General features: G+C 59.2%; 18 protein-coding genes and 1 tRNA gene. 7 read left to right on the forward strand and 12 right to left on the reverse strand.

Translation table 11 applies throughout. From position 1 onward, the window contains the following. The first annotated feature begins 139 nt into the window (after window positions 1-139). A complete protein-coding gene (locus GVY41_RS18920; RefSeq protein ID WP_161348536.1) occupies window positions 140-778 on the forward strand; it encodes an HNH endonuclease in 639 nt (212 codons plus the stop codon). Window positions 779-1190: 412 nt separating this feature from the next. Here GVY41_RS18920 and GVY41_RS18925 read toward each other — a convergent pair whose 3' ends face one another. From GVY41_RS18925 to GVY41_RS18935, 3 genes are all read right to left on the reverse strand, one after another. Next, complete coding sequence (locus tag GVY41_RS18925) at window positions 1191-2288, reverse strand: hypothetical protein (RefSeq protein WP_161348537.1); 1098 nt, start codon at window positions 2286-2288, stop codon at window positions 1191-1193. Window positions 2289-2290: 2 nt separating this feature from the next. Next, window positions 2291-3529 carry a hypothetical protein gene (locus GVY41_RS18930; protein WP_161348538.1) on the reverse strand — a complete coding sequence of 413 codons (1239 nt, stop codon included), beginning with the start codon at window positions 3527-3529 and terminating at the stop codon, window positions 2291-2293. A 726-nt stretch (window positions 3530-4255) separates the two neighbouring features. Next, a complete protein-coding gene (locus GVY41_RS18935; RefSeq protein WP_170301242.1) occupies window positions 4256-4930 on the reverse strand; it encodes a recombinase family protein in 675 nt (224 codons plus the stop codon). A 489-nt stretch (window positions 4931-5419) separates the two neighbouring features. Here GVY41_RS18935 and GVY41_RS18940 point away from each other — a divergent pair, with 489 nt between their 5' ends. The 4 genes from GVY41_RS18940 to GVY41_RS18955 all read left to right on the forward strand — a co-directional run bounded on the left by GVY41_RS18940 (window position 5420) and on the right by GVY41_RS18955 (window position 8226). Then, window positions 5420-6673, forward strand: a complete 1254-nt coding sequence (locus tag GVY41_RS18940; RefSeq protein WP_161348539.1) for a hypothetical protein — start codon at window positions 5420-5422, stop codon at window positions 6671-6673. Window positions 6674-6992: 319 nt separating this feature from the next. Next, window positions 6993-7313 carry a DUF4156 domain-containing protein gene (locus GVY41_RS18945; RefSeq protein WP_161348540.1) on the forward strand — a complete coding sequence of 107 codons (321 nt, stop codon included), beginning with the start codon at window positions 6993-6995 and terminating at the stop codon, window positions 7311-7313. Between the two features lie 18 nt (window positions 7314-7331). Continuing rightward, the gene (locus GVY41_RS18950; protein ID WP_161348541.1) at window positions 7332-7721 is read left to right on the forward strand and encodes a hypothetical protein; all 390 of its coding nucleotides are present in this window, start codon (window positions 7332-7334) and stop codon (window positions 7719-7721) included. 253 nt (window positions 7722-7974) lie between these two features. Next, window positions 7975-8226, forward strand: a complete 252-nt coding sequence (locus GVY41_RS18955) for a hypothetical protein (protein ID WP_161348542.1) — start codon at window positions 7975-7977, stop codon at window positions 8224-8226. 372 nt (window positions 8227-8598) lie between these two features. On the opposite strand, the gene GVY41_RS18960 is transcribed toward GVY41_RS18955, so the two are convergent. The 9 genes from GVY41_RS18960 to GVY41_RS19000 form a co-directional block, all read right to left on the reverse strand. After that, complete coding sequence (locus GVY41_RS18960; RefSeq protein ID WP_161348543.1) at window positions 8599-11928, reverse strand: hypothetical protein; 3330 nt, start codon at window positions 11926-11928, stop codon at window positions 8599-8601. A gap of 11 nt (window positions 11929-11939) precedes the next feature. After that, complete coding sequence (locus GVY41_RS18965) at window positions 11940-12095, reverse strand: hypothetical protein (RefSeq protein ID WP_161348544.1); 156 nt, start codon at window positions 12093-12095, stop codon at window positions 11940-11942. Between the two features lie 215 nt (window positions 12096-12310). Further along, window positions 12311-12535, reverse strand: coding sequence for a hypothetical protein (locus GVY41_RS18970; RefSeq protein WP_161348545.1), 225 nt, complete (start codon window positions 12533-12535; stop codon window positions 12311-12313). Continuing rightward, the gene (locus GVY41_RS18975; RefSeq protein ID WP_161348546.1) at window positions 12532-12882 is read right to left on the reverse strand and encodes a hypothetical protein; all 351 of its coding nucleotides are present in this window, start codon (window positions 12880-12882) and stop codon (window positions 12532-12534) included. Before GVY41_RS18975 ends, GVY41_RS18970 begins: the two co-directional genes overlap by 4 nt. A gap of 673 nt (window positions 12883-13555) precedes the next feature. Continuing rightward, window positions 13556-14041, reverse strand: a complete 486-nt coding sequence (locus tag GVY41_RS18980; protein WP_161348547.1) for a hypothetical protein — start codon at window positions 14039-14041, stop codon at window positions 13556-13558. After that, window positions 14028-14300, reverse strand: a complete 273-nt coding sequence (locus GVY41_RS18985) for a hypothetical protein (protein ID WP_161656931.1) — start codon at window positions 14298-14300, stop codon at window positions 14028-14030. The genes GVY41_RS18980 and GVY41_RS18985 overlap by 14 nt, the downstream gene beginning before the upstream one ends. Further along, window positions 14297-14794: a hypothetical protein gene (locus tag GVY41_RS18990; protein ID WP_161348548.1), complete on the reverse strand. Its 498-nt coding sequence runs from the start codon at window positions 14792-14794 to the stop codon at window positions 14297-14299. Before GVY41_RS18990 ends, GVY41_RS18985 begins: the two co-directional genes overlap by 4 nt. Before the next feature lie 309 nt (window positions 14795-15103). After that, the gene (locus GVY41_RS18995; protein ID WP_161348549.1) at window positions 15104-16729 is read right to left on the reverse strand and encodes a site-specific integrase; all 1626 of its coding nucleotides are present in this window, start codon (window positions 16727-16729) and stop codon (window positions 15104-15106) included. Window positions 16730-16848: 119 nt separating this feature from the next. Next, window positions 16849-16923 (reverse strand) — tRNA-Thr (locus GVY41_RS19000). Window positions 16924-17050: 127 nt separating this feature from the next. On the opposite strand from GVY41_RS19000, the gene GVY41_RS20140 reads away from it, so the two are divergent. Then, window positions 17051-17221: a hypothetical protein gene (locus GVY41_RS20140; RefSeq protein ID WP_163535512.1), complete on the forward strand. Its 171-nt coding sequence runs from the start codon at window positions 17051-17053 to the stop codon at window positions 17219-17221. A gap of 69 nt (window positions 17222-17290) precedes the next feature. Next, window positions 17291-18562, forward strand: a complete 1272-nt coding sequence (murA, locus tag GVY41_RS19005) for a UDP-N-acetylglucosamine 1-carboxyvinyltransferase (protein ID WP_161348550.1) — start codon at window positions 17291-17293, stop codon at window positions 18560-18562.

Here is an 18562-nt window from a genome sequence, read left to right on the forward strand (position 1 = left end):
CCCCGGCCTCATGCTCCTGCAAAATGCCGATGATCTGCTCTTCGGTTCGTATCGTTCGCTTCATCGTCCGTCCTCTCCATGGAGCGGACTCTAATCGCAGTTGGAGGAAAAATCCCGTGGCAGGTCAGAGCCACTACGGGTGTCCATCCGAAACTCGAGCTACCGAATAGACCTGCAGGATCGAATATCGGCGATCGCAACCGACCTGGCGAACATCGCCGACATCCGCTCCCACCACCCTGATCTCGCCGACGCGATCGAGCGGCATGGCGATGCTCTGAACGCGGCCGAGAACTCGATCTTGATCAGGACGACGGCTGACCGGGTCAACGAACTACAGGAACGAATATTCGGGCTCACCAACGCTGCTTCCGCCACAAGGCTCGAGGAAGCTGAAGCCAAGCCCCCGGTTGACGAGGAGGAAATCTACGGCGTCGAGGGGCGTCTGCTGACCAGAATCCACGTCTACAAAGAGCGCGACAAGGGGTTCGCGGCTCGCGCCAAGAAGTTCTACAAGGACAAGAGCGGTGGGAGGTTGGTCTGCCAGTGCTGCGGCATGGACCCCACCGTGGTCTACGGCAAAGATGGCGAACGCTGCCTCGAGGCACATCACAAGATACCGATCGAGGAGCTGCAGCCTGACAGCATCACTCGAGTCGATGAGATGGCGATCGTGTGCGCCAGCTGCCACCGCATCATCCACTCCAAGAAGCCGTGCATTGCGGTGGAAGACCTGGCTGCAGAGATACTCTCCGCTAAGGAGGGCGGCGCGGGGTAGTCCGCCTCGGCACTGGCGACACATGAAGAGCATTTGCTTCGTCGTGCACACCCCTGCGGCCCGCCGCTGCACCGCGAAAATCCGATTAAGCTTCGTCATTTCAAGGGGTTAGGATGGTGCTGTGAGAGAGGATTGAATTTTCGTCAAAAACGCGAGAGCTCCGCACAAGTACCTGATAAATATGAGATTCACGCATCCGCTCCCTAGTCGGAATAGGACGCAGACTAGGACAACCGCTAGGACAGTGACCACGTCGGCGGCGGACATTCTCGGCAGATCTAGGGGTGGCGTCGCCCCCGAGAAATGTCCGCCGCGCACCAGCAGATTCGATCGACTTTGCGATTCCGCAAATGCGGAAAGGGTGTTCTCCTGTTCACCCGGAAGCAGTCCACTTCGGAGACCCGGCTCAGTGCTAGAGCTCAAGCTTAGGCTGAAGTGGTGGCTGTGGTTGTTCCGACTTCATGGCATTCTCACCAAGCAAGTCGCGACGAGGAATGTCCGCGAAATCTCCGATGAGTCCTAGAACCGACTTCCCCTCAATTCCTTCTTGTGACCGGGGGGCACGTATAGCGCGCCGGAACGCTTCATTCTCCAACTGAATAGCTGCCTTGTACAGCTCCACCCCCGCGTTTGATCTGGAAAAGCTCTCGATTAATCCCCCGAACGGAGATTTATCGATGGATCGATAAAACATTGTTCGAACTTTCGCAGCAGCGCCCCCCGTCGAGTCGAGATGCTCAGTTACCAACGCCTCAGCAAACTCGATATATCGCCTTCCGTCACCATCGTCATTCCCACCAAACGTCAACCCCTTCCTAAAAAAGTCAAGCCTCATTTCATGATCCGACAGCACGTGCTTACGACCGAGATAGTCGGCGGCCATAGCAACGAGGGAACACAAATAGTAGGCACCGCGAGTAATTGGGCCGGGCTGCCGCTCCCGCTCAACCGCCACACGCAGTAGCAGACTTGCCTCATCAATCCAATTATTGAGAGCGCCAAAGTTAACGCCAAAGGAAATTCTTGACTTAGCCTCGTCAATCCGAGCTTTTATGCTCTTTCGATCAACAATTACTTGAGACCAGATAGAGTCAAGCTCTTCAGCATAGTATCTGTCTCCGCCCACAGAATACTTTCGAACCAAGGAGTCGAAGACGCTACTGGATATTACCTTAACATCCAGCCGCTGAGCAAAGTCGTACACCGCTATTTTAGCACCTTGCGTTGCAACAATTGCCTCATCTGCCCCTAATGTCACCTGCAGACCCTTCACCCAGATAACGCGCTCAAACGCCTTGCCCCGCCGCTTATTCTTGACGTCGACTATGGTAACATTTCGCGAGTGCGCATTTGTTCTCGTGTACACCCAAAGATCGACGTCTGTCACATCTTCGCCGCCTACCTTTACAGGAACCCCGCGCACAACGAACGAACCGAGACTAGAGAAGTACTCTCGAAAAGCCTCTTCCGCAGCACCGCCCTTATCAACATTTTTCTCGCTTGCAGCCAAGATCATCTCCTTCTCAGTACGTTCAGGGAGCGAGAGACACCCGATGAAGGCTCGGAAACGGTTTTCTTCCGCTCTGCCTGTCTAGAAGACTCGGGTCCGCCAAACTGATAGGCAGTGTTACCGACCGCTGCCTCAGCAACCACCTGAATCGCGTCTCCCTTTAAGATGAGCGCCTTCGCCATCTGCCCGATCTCCGGCTTGTCTAGCGTCAGACGATACCCTCTATCACTCTGCGTTACAGTCACCACGCCGCGCCTTTCGAGAATCTTGTAATCCTCTTTGAGGGCTTCAGCCCACCCTTCAACATAGCCCCGATAAATGAGCCGGTCCATCAGTGCGGAAGGGTTGTTGACACGGCCTCTCGATGAGCTACTTTTGACAATTCCATATGTAAGGCTGGCCGACAGAGCTTTTGCGTCGTCCAACATATCTGCAAGTCCGCAAGGCATAAACTTAGAAATTGCTTCAGGTTTCGTTACAAACTCAGTTTGGCCATGCTCGTTCGTCACTGTGCTAACTTCGAAGAAGCCAATCTGGTGCAAGTTGCGCCAGAGCTGATCGCCGAGAACTCGCCTTAGCTCTCCCGCTTGGACACATCCTCGCGACTGCATGAGCGCTTCGGCCTCATGAAGCCGCTGCTGATCCTGAGGGGACATATTCTCAAGAAGATACTTCGCTTTTTTAGCTTGATCGCGCCTGAAAAGCGAACCATTGAAGTACAGGCGATCTTCCCCGGCGCCTTCATAGTCCGTGAATCCGATCTGCTCCGACTGTGAGAATAGATCGCTTAACTGACTTATGGAAAGCCGATAGGTGTCCGAAATCTCTTGCTCGCAGTCGCTACGCTTGACAGGCGCGCGACTCCCCCGCTCAGCCAGATCAAGCGCTGCTTGTTCTAAGCCAGACGGCTTCTGAGATTTAAAAATTTCAGTGGCGTGACTAAGAAGACTTCGTTGCGTCACCCCCAGCACGGAGACGCCACCGTTTTCACTAACGTCGACGGTTCCCTGCTCCGACAGCTCGTGGAGCAAGCCCCTCAGTTCGTGTTTTCTTATGCCGAGCGTTTGAGCCAGTGCAGATAATCTTTCAGCATCAACCGTGGTCTGTTTTTCTTTCGAAATCACAGAGAGGAGGCGTGCGGACCGACCAGCAGTCGTGATGGACTCGAAATAGGCGCTATCGGTCGCCATGAGCTTTTGATCGTGATGAAGGAGCCAAGCTCCAGTAGTCTCCTGATCCATGTACCTACCCAATGCCCCAGACTACGCCTACGCTAAATCTCCACCCGAGGACAGACAAGGCTTTTCCACTTCACATGTCGCATTCAGTCACAAATTTCAAAACTGAGTATTTTCGACATGCCTATAGAAACGTCGCTCGTTGCCCTGCACGCGTTCTAGTGAGCCCCGCTAATGCGCAAGTGCACTGCGGGGCTGACTTCCCGACTACTCGGTCCCGGTGCGGGCGACGACGGATGCAGCTACGAGTTGGGGCTGCAGGCCTTGGCGTGCGGGAGGGCGAAGCATCGAAGCGCAGCTAGATTTTGCAGGCGGAGGACACGCCTCGTCTGCCCTTCTACCTGCCAAACAAGTGACGACCCTGAAGTTCTCGTTCGCCGTATCGGTGTACATCACAGCCCGAAACAGACCTCAATGTGAACCGCGTAAGGTCTCCAGTTGCGCACAAGTCCAAAACCTCACTTTCTGAAGATTACGGACAGCGGTAGCCGCCATTCAACGTAGAGCATTTTTCACAATCAGTGAGAAACGGAACCAAACGGTTGCATAGCAACCTGCTAACAGCGACTGAAACCCTAATGGATCTGGAGGTACTACCCCCGTTGGGTCCCCTAGCCTCTTTTTTACCCCGTAGGTGATGTTTTGGCATTTCTCCGCTGACGCGGGCCATCACTTATTTCGAAGACCAGCCGTCAACCCCCTCAGCCCCCTATAGGGCGTTTGGAGGTGTCAGCAAGCGAGGCGAGACAGTACGTTCTTGACGCTGGAAGGGTGCCACTTCCCACCGCGCTGCGTCGGCACTTTGGCATCATTCAGGGCATCCGCGATCCCCGCCAGCGTGGCCTTGGCCTTGCGCATCGGCAGGATGATCGACGCCACTTGCTGTGCAGCCGCGTCAGCGGCGGCGACGGCTTCGACGTTCCGGGTGCGGGTGTTCTCACGCAGCCCGCCCAACTTGACGCCACGGGCCTTTGCCGAGGTCAGCGCGGCACGAGTCCTCGCGCCGATGAACACGCGCTCCTGTTCCGCCAGAGCCGCATAGATGTGGAGCTGAAACGGTGTTGCCGTCGGCATCGCGGCGACACGAATAGTCAGGCCCTTTTCTTCCATAAGTGTCGCAATTTGTGAGACTTTTCTTGAGAGTCGGTCCAATTTTGCCACCAGAAGCTCCGCCTTGTGCGCCTTGGCTTCCTCGATGGCCTTGGCCAGTTCCGGGCGGGCTGCCTTGGCCCCGCTCTTCACGTCGGTGAAGGTGCCGACAACCTCGTAGGGTTCCGGGCTGAACTGAGTCAGGAACAGGGCCACGTCGCGCTCTTGGGCCTCCAGCCCAAGCCCGGACTCGCCTTGCCGCTTGGTGCTGACTCGGTAGTAGATCACGTACTTCTTGATGGGGCGGGTGGTCATGTCGGGCCTCGTATAAACAAGCATTGTTCGTTGTGCTTTGTATATCGCCGGGTGTCATGATTCGCGAGTCTTTTCAATATGTTAATTGATGTATTGTGGAGATTTTCGGTGCGGTATGGCGCCCGCGTCAGCGCGGGCGTCGCCGGGTGCGGTGTAGCCCCCGCGTCAGCGAGGACGTCGCCGGGTGCGGTGTGGCCCCCGCGTCAGCGAGGACGTCGCCGGGTGCGGTGTGGCCCCCGCGTCAGCGGGGACGTCGCCGGGTGCCGTCGGGATCTCTGGGGCGACGATATGGAGCGGCGCCCACCCGGAATCGGAAAAGAGCGATGTGAACTCCTGAGGGCGCAGCAACCCATCGAGGTCGCCAGCGTCTGGAGTGGGCTTTCGAATGGTGGGTGGAGCGTTCTAAGTGAAAATACGCACTTCCCCGCCTGCGCTGATATGTTCTATGGTTCGGCAACAGAGAAAATGCATTTCACGCTAGGAGCTATCATGTCAGACGTTGAAGCCAGTTCCATTGAAGCTCCGAAGCCCCACGTTATAGGAATTGAGTTTTATTCGAAGCGAGGTAATAAGGATGAACTCCTAATTAATTCAGACGAACTAAGGACACCGTTCGATGCTAAGGCAAGATGGTTTTCCTACAGCTTTGCCCGCCCAGTTTTTCTAACAAGAATTGAGATAGCCTCCAACGGTTATGCCTCGTATGATAAATTTGACATTGAAGTTGATCATGTCGATGGCACCAGACATGAGGAGAGAATTAGCGTAGATAATGGGTTTGTTAGACTTCACCTAGGCAAGCTGGCAACCGCGTTCCGGTTTCGGCCTGACAAGAAATATCTTTCCGATCCGAAACTAATTCGCGTCGTTGCTAGTGGGTACACAGAGAATGAATTTCACGACTTTGAGTGGATCGTAAAGGAGTTTCACTCAAAATCTGCTGCGCTTAGTGAGCGAGAGAAGCTGCTTGAGCTGAAGGAGGCGCAGTTCTCAGCTCTCAAGGCGCAGCGGACCGAGATTGAAAGTGCCGTTGGAAAGACGAAGGCCGAATACGAGCAGCTAGTGCTTTCTCTCGCAGCGGCTAAAGACTCCGCGGCAAAGCTGGCTACGCAGGAAAAGGACATGAGGCAAAGAAATTCCAGTGCAGAAGAGACGCTTCGAGACTTGAATAGCAGAATTGACAAGGAAAATACCAAGCTTCAAGAGCTCGTAAGGGAGGTGCGTTTGTTTCCAAGTGAGATTGCAGGTTTCGTTAAGGAAGGGAATCGCAGTATTTTAACCTACATGTTAATTGGCGCTCCATTTCTGATAGTTCTGATAACAATAGTCGTCATGATATTCGTCAACGCGGTCAATCTGACGCAGATATACAAGGAGGTGGACCAGATAGACATTTGGACGGTTTTTCTCACAAGGATTCCATTTGTTCTCGTTGCGATTGCGCTAATAGAGGCTAGCGGCTATATAGTCGGTCGTTTGGTTTTTGAGGTAATAAGAATAAATAGGCAGCGGGTGGAGTTTTCCAAGCTGAGCATAATCGCAAAGGATGTCTCCACGGCGTCGGCTGCGTACAGCGAAGAAATGACCGAGCAAGAAATTTATGACTCCGAAACTAAGCTTAAGATGGATCTACTGCGCGAACACATGAAGAACTACGTGGGCAGCGAATTTGAGTACAAGGGTACTGGTTTAATCGCAGCCATCAAGGGAGTCGCTGAGCGACTTGCGAGAAAGTCTGAATAGGTCCGTATGCGAGTGCGATCCCGCACCGAAAGCGGAAGCACCCATATAGTGATGAAGCGCAAGCGTGAACCGCAGTTCTAACAAGGTCACGAAGTGACAGCCGGGCCGTATGGTCGCAAGCTCTTCGTGCTCGACACGGAGGACGGCAAGGTCATCTGCGTTGATCCCAAGACCGGGGCGCAGATCACCTACAACGCGGATCAGCTATGCAAGGTGTGACTCGAGACAGTCCTGAGGTGGGAGATATTGCCGCCTGATTGCCAAACCCTCGCCACTTTTCGTGCTTACGCCAACGGAAGACGTAGCAAAGGACATTGATATGAAACGAGTTTTGCCGCTGGGCCTCGCGCTCGCGCTAGCCGGATGCGTGGAACCTGCAATGATGACAGGTGCCAGCTATCCAGCCATAGCCCCGGAACAGGTTCGCATGTCATTCGCGTCCATGCCCGATTGTCCCGGCGCCGCAGAGATCGGTCTGATTCCTCAGGTTGGATCGAACAAGTATGCGCAGGACCGCGCTCTAAATGCGATCCGCGCGCAGGCCGCCTCGAAGGGTGCGAACCTTGTTCTTATGACCACGCGGCCCACCAGCATGTTGGGCGACATGCTGATCGACGCTGTGATGTATCGTTGCCCCTAAGCAGTCCAGGAGTTGAACATGTCAAACTTCATGCAGGTGTGCCTTGTGGCTTGTTATGCGACCTTTTTGGGCACGGGCGAGGCCGCAGCTTCAATGAAAAGCTATCAGACCTGCTTTCAGGCGTATGTTAATGTCACCGGCTATCTCGGGTGGGCGAAACCATCGGGACTCCGAGCAGAGCGTGCCGCCTTCGAGGTGGACTTCGAGCGTTTTGTTGCGATGGGGATCGAGCGCTATGGGGAGAGGGCCGTGCGCGCCATGGTGCCGGACCCTGAGGAGGATTTCATTGATTCAACCATCCCGATACACGCTATGGACGGGGTGGAGAAGACCACGGCATTGCTGCTGGACATGGTTGCGCCCTGCGGTGGGCCGGATGGCGAGCTTCGCGCCTTCTATCCAATGTAGCTGACGGGCCGTGGTCGGGCTCAGCACCCCCGGCCATGTCGGCAAGCTGCTGGTGCGCAGGCCGGGCAAGCCTCGGGTGGTCAGGGACACTGGGAGGAGGTGCTGCTGTAGGCGTTGCGTCAGGTGCCGCGCGAGCTAGAGGCCGGGCGGACAGCCATCTGTCGGGGCGAGCGGCGAGGCTGCCCAAGGAGCTGGCGGCGCGATGGGGGGCGCTCTATGGTTGTGCTTCACCATGAAAAAGGGAGCCACCCAAATGATGACAGTGGATAACCTGCATCGGCAGGCAAAGGTTACGGCGGATGACATTTTCGAACACACGCTTTCAGTCGTGTCCGGGGAGTTTGATGTGAAGAGAGGGACGGCGGACTTTAGGAAGTTGGCCGTCGAACTCGCCCCGGTGATCGCGGCCATAATGAACGTAACCGCTACGGACCTTCGGACCATGCTGGAGCATCAAAGAGCGGAAAGCGAGCTTGAGTTTCGGCGGAGCCAGCTAGACGACTGAATCCCGCTGACGCGGGCGACCCCCCCCCCACCCGGCAGGTGCTCTGGCGGGTGTTATTGCGATCTGGCGGGTGTTCGGCGGGTGTTATTCGAGCGAGCACCCGCCAAAATTATCCAACGAATACTGGCACTTATCCGTTTTGGCGGGTGTGGCGGGTGTTATTTTGGCATCTTTACGCATAGAAAATTACATCTTCTCTCTCGCCCTAAACGTCTAAGAACATATGTGCCCGCTATGTCCCGGCGATGGCCCAATAACACCCGCCACACCCGCCACACCCGCCATTTCCGCTAAAGCTATGATAACAAGGCATAAAAATGGCGGGTGTTCCGTCTGGGAACACCCGCCGAACACCCGCCAGAACACCCGCCATCAAGGCTCGGTCAGCACCTGCCGATAGCACCAGCTCTTCGCCTTGGCGTCCTTCTCGCGCTCGTACCGGACATTCCACGCCTTTCCGTCGATTTCCACACGCCGGGTGCGCTTTGCCTCGGCCTTGAACTTGGCCGAGGCCTTGTTGCTGTTGCTGTAGACGACCCGCATCTCGCCGTCCTTGTACTGTTCCGTCTCGCCCCATTCCAGCCGGGGGACATCATCCATCGCGTGTAGGATGTCGAAGACGCCGATCTTGCCCTTCCGCGTCTCCTCCAGCTTCTTGGTACCGATGTAGAGGCGGGGGTCATTGCCCAGCTTGGTATGGCTGTGAAAGGCCTCGGCAATCGCCTGAAAGACTTCCCCCATCACGTCGGCCTCGCCGTTTGCCAGATCGTCCTTCAGCGCCGCAGCATTGCCCATGAAGCCGCGCACTCCTGCTGAATCGAGGATACCGCCCATGATCTCGGCCCAGTTCTCGAACGACGCCAGCGTGTACTTGCCCGGCTTCTGACCTTCAGCGACCCAATGCTGGATGATCGTCAGGCAGCACCGGACCAGTTCGGCCCGGTTGTCCCGGCACCAGCCACGGATGTCCCTGTGCCGGAACTTCTCGGGATCACGCAGATCCGGGTGGGGCATCCGGGCATCCATGTCGATCAGGATGCCCCGGCGCAGAAGCTCCTCCGACATCGAGAGCGTGTTGGCCGCGATGATGAGAACCTGCTTGATCTTAACCGTGACCTTCTGGGACTTGCCGAGGACGCGCGCCTCATAGCCTTCCTCGGGGGCCGTCGCCACTGATGCCAGCTCAGCGGAATCCATCTCATGATTGACGTTGTCGAAGAAAAGATGCGTCCCCCCGGCGATCAATGCAGCGAACAAGGTCTTGGCGAGTTCGTCCTTGCCCGGCGGCATGGTCATGGCGGGGGCCTCGAACCCGGTTGGAATGATCGTGGAACAGGCCACCAGATACCCGGCGCCCGTCCCGGGGGCAGGCTTGTTGACAAGGTGCAGGGGAGTCGCGCCCCGGATCATATCGCGCACGAATGGCAGCAGGATCATCGCCAGTACGTTGGCCACGGCGGGGACGCCGGTTCCGGTGAAGGCCTGTTCCATGATCTCGGCACGGCTCAACCCGCCCAGCGGGAAATCGGCAAGCACCTCTTCGACAATGTATCGAGCTGCTGCATTGGCTTCATCTGCTGTCGGGTGCGGGCTGACGCCCGTCACCTGCAAACCGTTCGGTGATAGATAGACTTCGGCCCCGGCATGGTATCCCGGCGTCGAAACCAACGTCCCGTCGCTGGCGAAGAAGGGGGTGGTGACGACACGCGACAGGGCAGGCAAGCTGTCGCGGAAAGTTGCGTCATTGAAGACGAATTCCAGATTTTCGCCAGGTGCCTTCGCCCCCACTTGTCGCTCGCTCTTGTCGGTACTTCTGACCTTGAAGAAGTCGACAATCTTCTGCACCTCGGTAGAGAACGTGAGGTAGTCGAGTACCCGAATGCGCCCACGAACCGCGTCAGCGGTTGCGAACTCTTCCATGTACTGGAAGAATGCCGGATCGGTCGAGTTCACGGCACGGATGCGGCCAGCGATGTAGTCATTGCGGGCCTTATAGTGATCGTAAACGTCCATCGACCCGGAAGACTTCTTGGCGCCCTTCCGCTTCTGAGAGGCTTTCTCCTCGGTCACAAGGCCATTGTAGGCCGCCGCCTTGATCGCGGTCTTGCCCGTGACGGCGGTCTTCAGCCGCCCCAATGCCGCCTTGTCCGCCTTCGTCTTGAGCGCCACGCGGATCACCTCGCGCACCTCGGGTTCCGTCGTGTCGATGTCGAACGCATCCACCAGCGACAGGAGCGCATCCCTGTTGGAGGCGGCAGTGTCGGCCTCGCGCGCGGCGCGGTCGGGCAGTACAATATCTTCGAGGACTTCATCATCGTCGGCACCCTCTTCGGGGGTCAAACGGCTAAACGGTCCTTCCCCACCCACGCCCACGGGGATCATGTTTTCCGCAGCTTCGAGGTCTGCCGGATCAAGAATGCCATCTTCGATGTATTTTGCGAGATAGTTGACGGTATGATGCCGGTCTCTGCATGAGTGCAGACAGGTAATCGCCGCAAAACCGTGTTCGTGCGCGTCGGGACTCCAAGCGATAGTTGCGTCATCGTCCTCCCGGTCGCTGTGTTCGCTGTCATGGAACGCGCAGCGCACAACAGCCTTGCCATCCACGTCGCCATCGCGGTGATACGCGCTGGTCCCTTCCATGATCCGGTGCAACTCCCAACGCTGACCATACCGTCGGTATAGGCTTGTCACGTTGATAGTCCGGCCGTCCGGGGTCGTCGCCGTAACCGACTCCGGGATAGTCGATACTCGCCCGGCGCTGCCAGCCGCGCGAAGGAAAGGGTTGTCACCCTCGGTTTCCAGTTCTTCGAACGCCAACGGGCGTCCGCGAAAAACCAACGTGCGCCATTCCGCACCTTCTGGGTGCCGGGCAGCATAGAAGAAGCGCGACGGGTCCTCGCAAGCTGTGTCATGCTGGACGCCCAGCATCGCAGCCAGAGCCTTCACCTTCGCGCGCCAGATCTTCGCGCCTTCCTTGGGGTCACGGGTCAGACAGGAAATGTCCACCGGCTGGGCCAGAGGAAGGATCACGCGCATCTTGTGGATGGGCGGGCAGTTGCAGATGACTACGATTTCCCCGCCGGTGTCGTGCCGGGCGGTCGCAACCGTGACTTCCCGGATGCACTCTTCACCCAGATTGGGCTTTTCCTGCCGCAGGTACTTCTGGACCGTTTCATCCGTCACAGCACCATGTCTGATGACCTTGCTGTAATTCAGCTCAAGGGTCTGGGTCATGTGGCGGTAAGACGTGTAGATGACTGCTGCGTAGCCGGTCGCTGCGACCTTCTGCACCACGTTGTCAATCGTCGTGCCTTCGTCGATGTCGATCCCGATGGCATACATCTGCCGCATCGAATCTTTCTTGCGCTCGCCATTGCCCGACACGCCCAGCACAAAGCCGCTGCCTTCCTTCCGGGTGCTCTTCATGTGCCGGGTCAGCTTCGCGTCCAAAAGCTCACGCCAAGTCCCGGTGGTGGGCTTCCAGCCGTTCGGCTTCGTGCCCATTCCGGGCCTCTTGGGGTCTATCTTCCCGAACGTGACCTGCGCCTCCTGTGACATGAGGTCATCAAACGCGGTGGACGCTTGCCCAAGCATGTGGGCGCTGTTCCATGTCTTCTGGTCCCAAGGACGCATACTTTTCTGTTCGCCCACAGGGGCGTTGCTCTGTTCGTCGAAGGTGTGGGTCGAGTGCTTGTTCACTGTCTTGCCTGTCAGTTGCCCGGCGCGAGGATCGTCTGCACCTCTGCCGCCAGCCGCTGGATTTCGCCGCGCACATCCTCAAGAGGACGCAGCGACAGGTCAGCGACCTTGTGGCACAGGATCAGAACGTTTTCCTCGTTTGGGTCGTTTTGGTTGGTGGTGTTCATGGCGTTTCCCTCCGTTTCAACGGCACGGTTTGTGCTGCTTCTGGGGGAGTATTAGCCCGCAATACCGCAGGCTGGTTAGACGCTTTTATGTTACGTAGCAGATGTTTATGGCAAGGATGGAAAACTTGAGTATTGGCGTCCGGGGAAACTCAGCTTCAAGCCGACTTTGCCCGAACGGCTTTCCACTTGATCGCTGAGGGAGGGAAAATATTCCTTCACGCTGCCGCAGCATCTTGGATGAACCGCCACCCTGCGGGCGGGCCGAGGATGACGTCGCCAGCCTCGATTCTGGCTGCGATCTCGGCGGCGAGGCGTTCGGCTTCCCGGGCCAAATCCTCGGCAGAAAGCTTCTCTCTGGCCCTCTGCCCGCGCTGCCAACGCTTTCGGTTGGCATCCCGGCGCTTGGCGTCGACTCCTGCCTGCCTTTGCGCCGGGGTCATGCGGCACCCCGTGCTTGCTGCAGCATCCCGCCCGGGTCGAGGTTGAAGATGATGGCGCGCACCCGTTCGCGGATGGGTCCCGTCTTCACTTCCAGTTCCATGAGGCCGAGGATCTGATCCGGCTTGCGCTCGAAGAATTCGCCCGAGACGTCCAGTTTGAAGCCATTCTGTCGGGCCGCGAGGTAAGCGACCCGGGGCAGGTTGGCGCATACCTCCTGCCACTCATAGAGTTCGATTATGAGCGGGATATGGACGTTGAGATGGATCGTGTCCGCCAGCAGGGCGGCGACCTCGGTGACGACAGACGACTCAATGGTCGAGTAAGTATCGGAAGCCCTGTGGGCCATGACTGGAGTCCTTGATTTGATTTTGGGAAGGGTGACGAGCTGGCCGTGAACCAACCCAGCTCGCCTATTGGCGCAAGTGCCTACCGGGCGGCCCCGCCGCCGGTCATTCCGCCCGGCGCCTATCGCGCCGGGCGGGCTGTCTGGTGTGTGGCGCGACAGGGCGGGGAGTCCCTGCCACGCCCTTCCTGCCCGGGCATGGCAACCCCGGCAGAAACTCTATCTGCGGCGTCGCCGTCGCGGCTCACAGGACTCATCAGCCTCTCGGATCGACCGCGCGGCGGCGGGCGTCAACTGGCGTGGCTGGTCTTGTGCACCACGGACAAGCATCAGTAGCAGCGTCATATACTGTTGGGCCGTCAGCACCTTTCCGTTGATCGTGGTGCGCGTCTGATCTGGTCGCGGCGGGCTAACATATGTGGCGGGATGGCCCCTGTCGGCGATGATCTGCGCGGCGAGCGCTTCCAGCTCCTGCGAATTCATGGCCAGACCTCCAGATCCGCGCCCGGATGCAGGATCTGGAGGACGCAGTTCGTCCAGACAGCAGAGAAGGTTTCGCCCGTTGATCTCAGCCGGAAACTATCCGGCCCAAGGCGCTCCCATCCGGCCCAGAAGTTCGGCGCGTCTGATCTGGAGGCAGAAATCAGGCGGTTTAGGATTTCATCAGATACTGACATCAGAGCATACCGGCTGCACGCGCCGCACTGATACGTTCCGCAGGTGGCAACCGCCGCAGCATCAGCAGGAATTTCGCCTCATCTTCCGCCGAAGGTGATGCAGGCTTTCGGGCGGTCGCAGCCCGTTCCGCAGCGCGGGCAGCTTCCAGTTCCCGTCCGAAGTTGAGGCGCTGGTAAGGATTCATCCGGGCGAGTTCCGCGTGAATCTCTCCCTCACCCCGGGCGAGCTGGCGCGTGACTTCCACCTTGTGGGCTTGCTGCCCGATATGCGGAAGCCGTCGAAGTTCGGTCAGAGCGTCTGCCGTATTCAGGCCCATTTCGCTGAAAGTGGCGAGCTTCACCGAAGGACAGCTTTTCAGATCGTCGGCGGTGATCGACAGGCCAGCGTCGGCGGCTGCCGCCCGGACCATGTCGAAGATGCCGTCGAAGCGGGCTTGCAGGCGGGCATCGCCCGCCACGGCTTGGTCGAAATTATGCGTAGTCATTCATGAATCTCACATGCTCAAAGTCTGCAGAAGTGGGTTGCGGGGCGGGGGGCGCGTCGTTGGAAACGACGGGATCGGTGAGGCCTTTGACCTGTGCGGCGCTGATCCGGTGCGCGGCGGCGATGATCGCGGTGAGGGCGTCGCAGGAGCTTAGGACTTGGGCGATTCCAGCGTCGGTACCGCCCCCACGCCGATGGATGCGGGCACAGCATTTGGCCGAGGAAAGCGCGAGGCGGCGAAGGGCTGAAAGTTCGTTCACGCTACGATCTCCGACGTGTGGAGCAACGCGAAGATCCGGGCTTTCACCGCCCAATTCTCGGGCACGGTCGAGGGGTTGCCGGTGATCGCGTATGCGAGGCACCCACCGTCGCGTAGGATAAGAACCCTGAGGACTTCGGCGTCGGCAACCCAGCCGCTGGACTTCACAGCCTGCGCGAGGCCGTCAAAGAACTCCCTGCGGATGTGGGCGATGCGAAAGGCTGCGCCATGTACGTGGCGGATCAGAAACCGCTCCAGCGCCTCGGTCGCGGGAAGATCTACCCGCCCACCCACAACCGTCTCCCCGGTGTCTTCGACCGCGCGCGCCAGCAGGGCAGGCACGGCATAGGCGTACTTATCCGGCAGCCCCGCAAGTACGTCGGGCAGGGGATAAAACTTGACGCCATTCACGGTCGTCGCGTTCACATTCTTGAGGCGGGTGTAGACCTGCCGCGCGCTTGCGTGGCAGCATTCTTGGTAGTCTTTCTGGGTCACGCGGAGCATCTGGTCACTTTTTCATTTCACGATCAATCTATTCTTGACTTATACTCTGTTTTCGCGGGTGAGTCGAGTCACCCGACGATTCGGTCGTTATTTTTTGCAGATGGATGAAGCGGTCCGCGCATGAAAAAGCCCGCTGAACGCGGGCCTTCAGCATCTCTGTAAATTGGCGGCACCCCCCGACGCCACCCCACCCACACGGCGAGACGGCGGCCCGGAGATGGGGGTGGGGCGGCTAGGTGGCGGCGCAGCTCGGCACGGGGCGGCTGGAGCTGGCGAGGGGATGTCCCTGCGGCTTGCAGATCAGGGCTGGTCTGCGCGCCCTGCCCCGCCGTCCTTGGTCAAGAACGGGATCACGGCTTCCATCGCTTCGAGCTTCTCTTGCAGCAGATCCGCACCGCCGTAGTTGGATTCTGTGTAGTCCTCACCGTCCAAGCGCCCCGCGATCAGGCGGCGAATCTCTGGGTCAATCTTGGCGCGCCGCGCGGCATCGGTCCACGAGTGGCGGAAACTGTGGAAGACCAATCCATCATCAGTGAGTTCGAGCGGGGTGCGGACGTACCGGCTGAAGCGTTCGCCATAGGTTTCGGTGTAGCGCCCCCGGTCATTCAACCGCACCTCGCGCGGCGTCTTTAGCTTGGTGCGGTTGTCTGTGTAGTTTTCAAGGAACAGCATCTTGCCCCCCGCCTGACGGCGGCGGGCAACAAAGTCACCGAACCCCGCATCCATCAAGGCCACGGGAACGGGGATGGTGCGGAAGCTGTGTTTGTTCTTCACCTTCTGGTCCTCACCTTCGTCGGTAATGCTGATCGTCAGCAGGTTCCCCCAGTTCGCCACGTCGGCCACATAGAGCTGCCCGATTTCTTCGCGCCGCGCCCCGGTGAATGCCGAAAAGATCGGTGCCCAGCGGTCGAGGGTGTCTTCGTGGAAACGCGCCGCGCAGTGAGGCAGGATCAAGCGGACCTGCGCAGGTGAGAACGGCTTCGTGTCGTCTTTCGCCCGCTCCGAGTGCTTCTGCTTGGCCTTGATGATCGTGTATTTTCCGAACGGGTCAGCCTTGATGAGGCCAAGCTGATTCATCGCATACGTAGCCAGCGCCTTCATGTGATCTATGCGGGTCTGCCTGATCTTGTCGCCCATCGTGTCCAGCCCCTTCACCTTCGCAACCTCAATGGCTTTGCGGATTGGCAGGTCTTGGACGCGCTTCTCTCGGGTGATCGGCAGGCCTTTCAGGGCGTCGGAAAACGCGCTCAGGTGCGACTTTTCCCATTTGGCGATGGCAATATCGCCATGCAGTTCTACCCACCGGCGGACGGTGTATCGCAGCGAATCCCGGAACTGCTTCGTGTAGCTCTTGTCATCGGCCATCCGCTCTGCAAGTTCGCGGATGCCGGTCACACCTTCGTCAAGGAAGGCTGGCGCGGGCGGCACCGCCACCTCCAGCGTGGCGGAGATAGACTTCAACCTGCGAATTTCTGCCGTGATGGTGGTTTGGAAGGCTTCGTGCGCCGCCAGATCGGCCTTGAGCTGGATTTCCCGCATGACGTCGGGTGATAGCTCTTCGTCATCTGCGATGTCGGTTGCACCGTGACCCGCGATCAGGAACGCCGCCTGCTGACGCAGGCTTTCGACCGCGCGGGGTAGATACTGCCGCCCACCCAACGACTCCACAGCACCGGCGTCAGCCGGGAACAGTAACGCCTTAAAGCGCGCATCATCGGCCCTGTGTTCCGCGTTGCGCACTTGCACGTCGAAAGCCGCACGTTGCGCCCTCACCTGTCGCTCGGCTTCGCTGGGATCCCGCGATCCCGTACTCCGCTCGAAGGCGACCTTGCCGCCGTATTCTTGCCGGATCGCAGGGGGGATCGGAATGTTGAGGTGATAGTACCCGCCGCGCTGCTTGGTGAATCTCACTTTTTGCAGGGTCATCTGGCCTGTCCTAGTTTTTGTCCTAGCGGACACTAGGACATAAACTAGGACAAACGCTAGGGAAAAGGCGCGAGTAAATCCTTGTTTTTGCGTATGTTCTTATAATTCAAGGGGATGGATGGTGCTGTGAGAGAGGATTGAACTCTCGACCTCACCCTTACCAAGGGTGTGCTCTACCACTGAGCTACCACAGCGCCGGGGCCAAGTGCATCTGCTTGCGCATCTGCGTTTCGGCCGGTGTGGGCGCGGATTTAGACGCAAAGCCGGGGCAGCGCAAGCGCAATCTGGACCCTTTTCGCCATCCGCGCTACAGAGGCGCAGATGGAACGCGAAGCCGGGAAAAAGCAGGGCAAAACCGCAGCGGACGGGCGTGAGGCCCGGCTGAAGGCGGCGCTGAAGGCCAATCTTGCCCGGCGCAAGGGGCAGGCGAAGGCGCGCGCCGCGGCGGATGCGGACGATGCCCCGGACGGCGGCAGCCAGGATAAAGACTGACGGGCCGGGCCCGGGCGCACCGCGCCTGCACGGCGCGAACAACAACAAGACGCAAAGCGAGGCAGGCAGATGGATTCGATACGGGTGGTGGGCGGCGCGGAACTCAACGGGCGGATCCCGATTGCCGGGGCCAAGAATGCCTGCCTGACGCTGATGCCGGCGACGATCCTGACGGATGAGCCGCTGACGCTGACCAATGCGCCGCGGCTGTCGGACATCCGCACCATGACCGCGCTGCTGCAATCGCTGGGGGCCGAGGCGGCCAGCCTGCAGGGCGGGCAGGTGCTGGCGCTGTCGAGCCATGACCTGTCCAACCTCCATGCCGACTATGACATCGTGCGCAAGATGCGCGCCTCGATCCTGGTGCTTGGGCCCATGCTGGCGCGGCACGGGCAGGCTGTGGTCTCGCTGCCCGGCGGCTGCGCCATCGGCGCGCGGCCCGTAGACCTGCACCTGAAGGCGCTGGAGGCGATGGGGGCAGAGCTGGAGCTGCGCGAGGGCTATATCCATGCCCGCGCGCCGATGGGCGGGCTGCGCGGCGCGGTGATCGACTTCCCCTTCGTCTCGGTCGGGGCCACGGAAAACGCGCTGATGGCGGCCACGCTCGCCCGCGGCACCACCGTACTGAACAACGCCGCGCGCGAGCCGGAAATCGTCGACCTTGCCCGCTGTCTGCGCCGCATGGGCGCGCAGATCGAAGGTGAGGGCACTCATACCATCACAGTGCAAGGCGTCGACCGGCTCGGCGGCGCCACCCATCCTGTGGTCGTGGACCGGATCGAGCTTGGCACCTACATGCTGGCCCCGGCGATCACCGGCGGCTCGGTCGAGTGCCTTGGCGGGCGGCTGGAGCTGATCGGCGCCTTCGCCGAACGGCTGGACGCAGCCGGCATCGCGGTCGAGGAGACCCCCGACGGGCTCAAAGTCACCCGCCGCAACGGCCGGGTGAACGCGGTGGATGTGGTGACGGAACCTTTCCCCGGTTTCCCGACTGACCTTCAGGCGCAGATGATGGCGCTCCTGTGTACGGCCGAAGGAACCAGCGTGCTGGAGGAGAGGATCTTCGAGAACCGCTTCATGCACGCGCCCGAGCTGATGCGGATGGGCGCGCGGATCGAGGTGCATGGCGGCACCGCCACCGTGACCGGCGTCGACCAGCTCAAGGGTGCCCCGGTGATGGCGACCGACCTGCGCGCCAGCGTCAGCCTGATCTTGGCCGCGCTGGCGGCGCAGGGCGAGACGGTGGTCAGCCGTGTCTACCACCTCGACCGCGGCTATGAGCGGGTCGAGGAGAAGCTGCGGGCCTGCGGCGCCACCATCGAACGGGTGCAAGGCGATTGA

It is taken from the genome of Frigidibacter albus (assembly GCF_009908165.1).
Lineage (GTDB): Bacteria > Pseudomonadota > Alphaproteobacteria > Rhodobacterales > Rhodobacteraceae > Frigidibacter > Frigidibacter albus.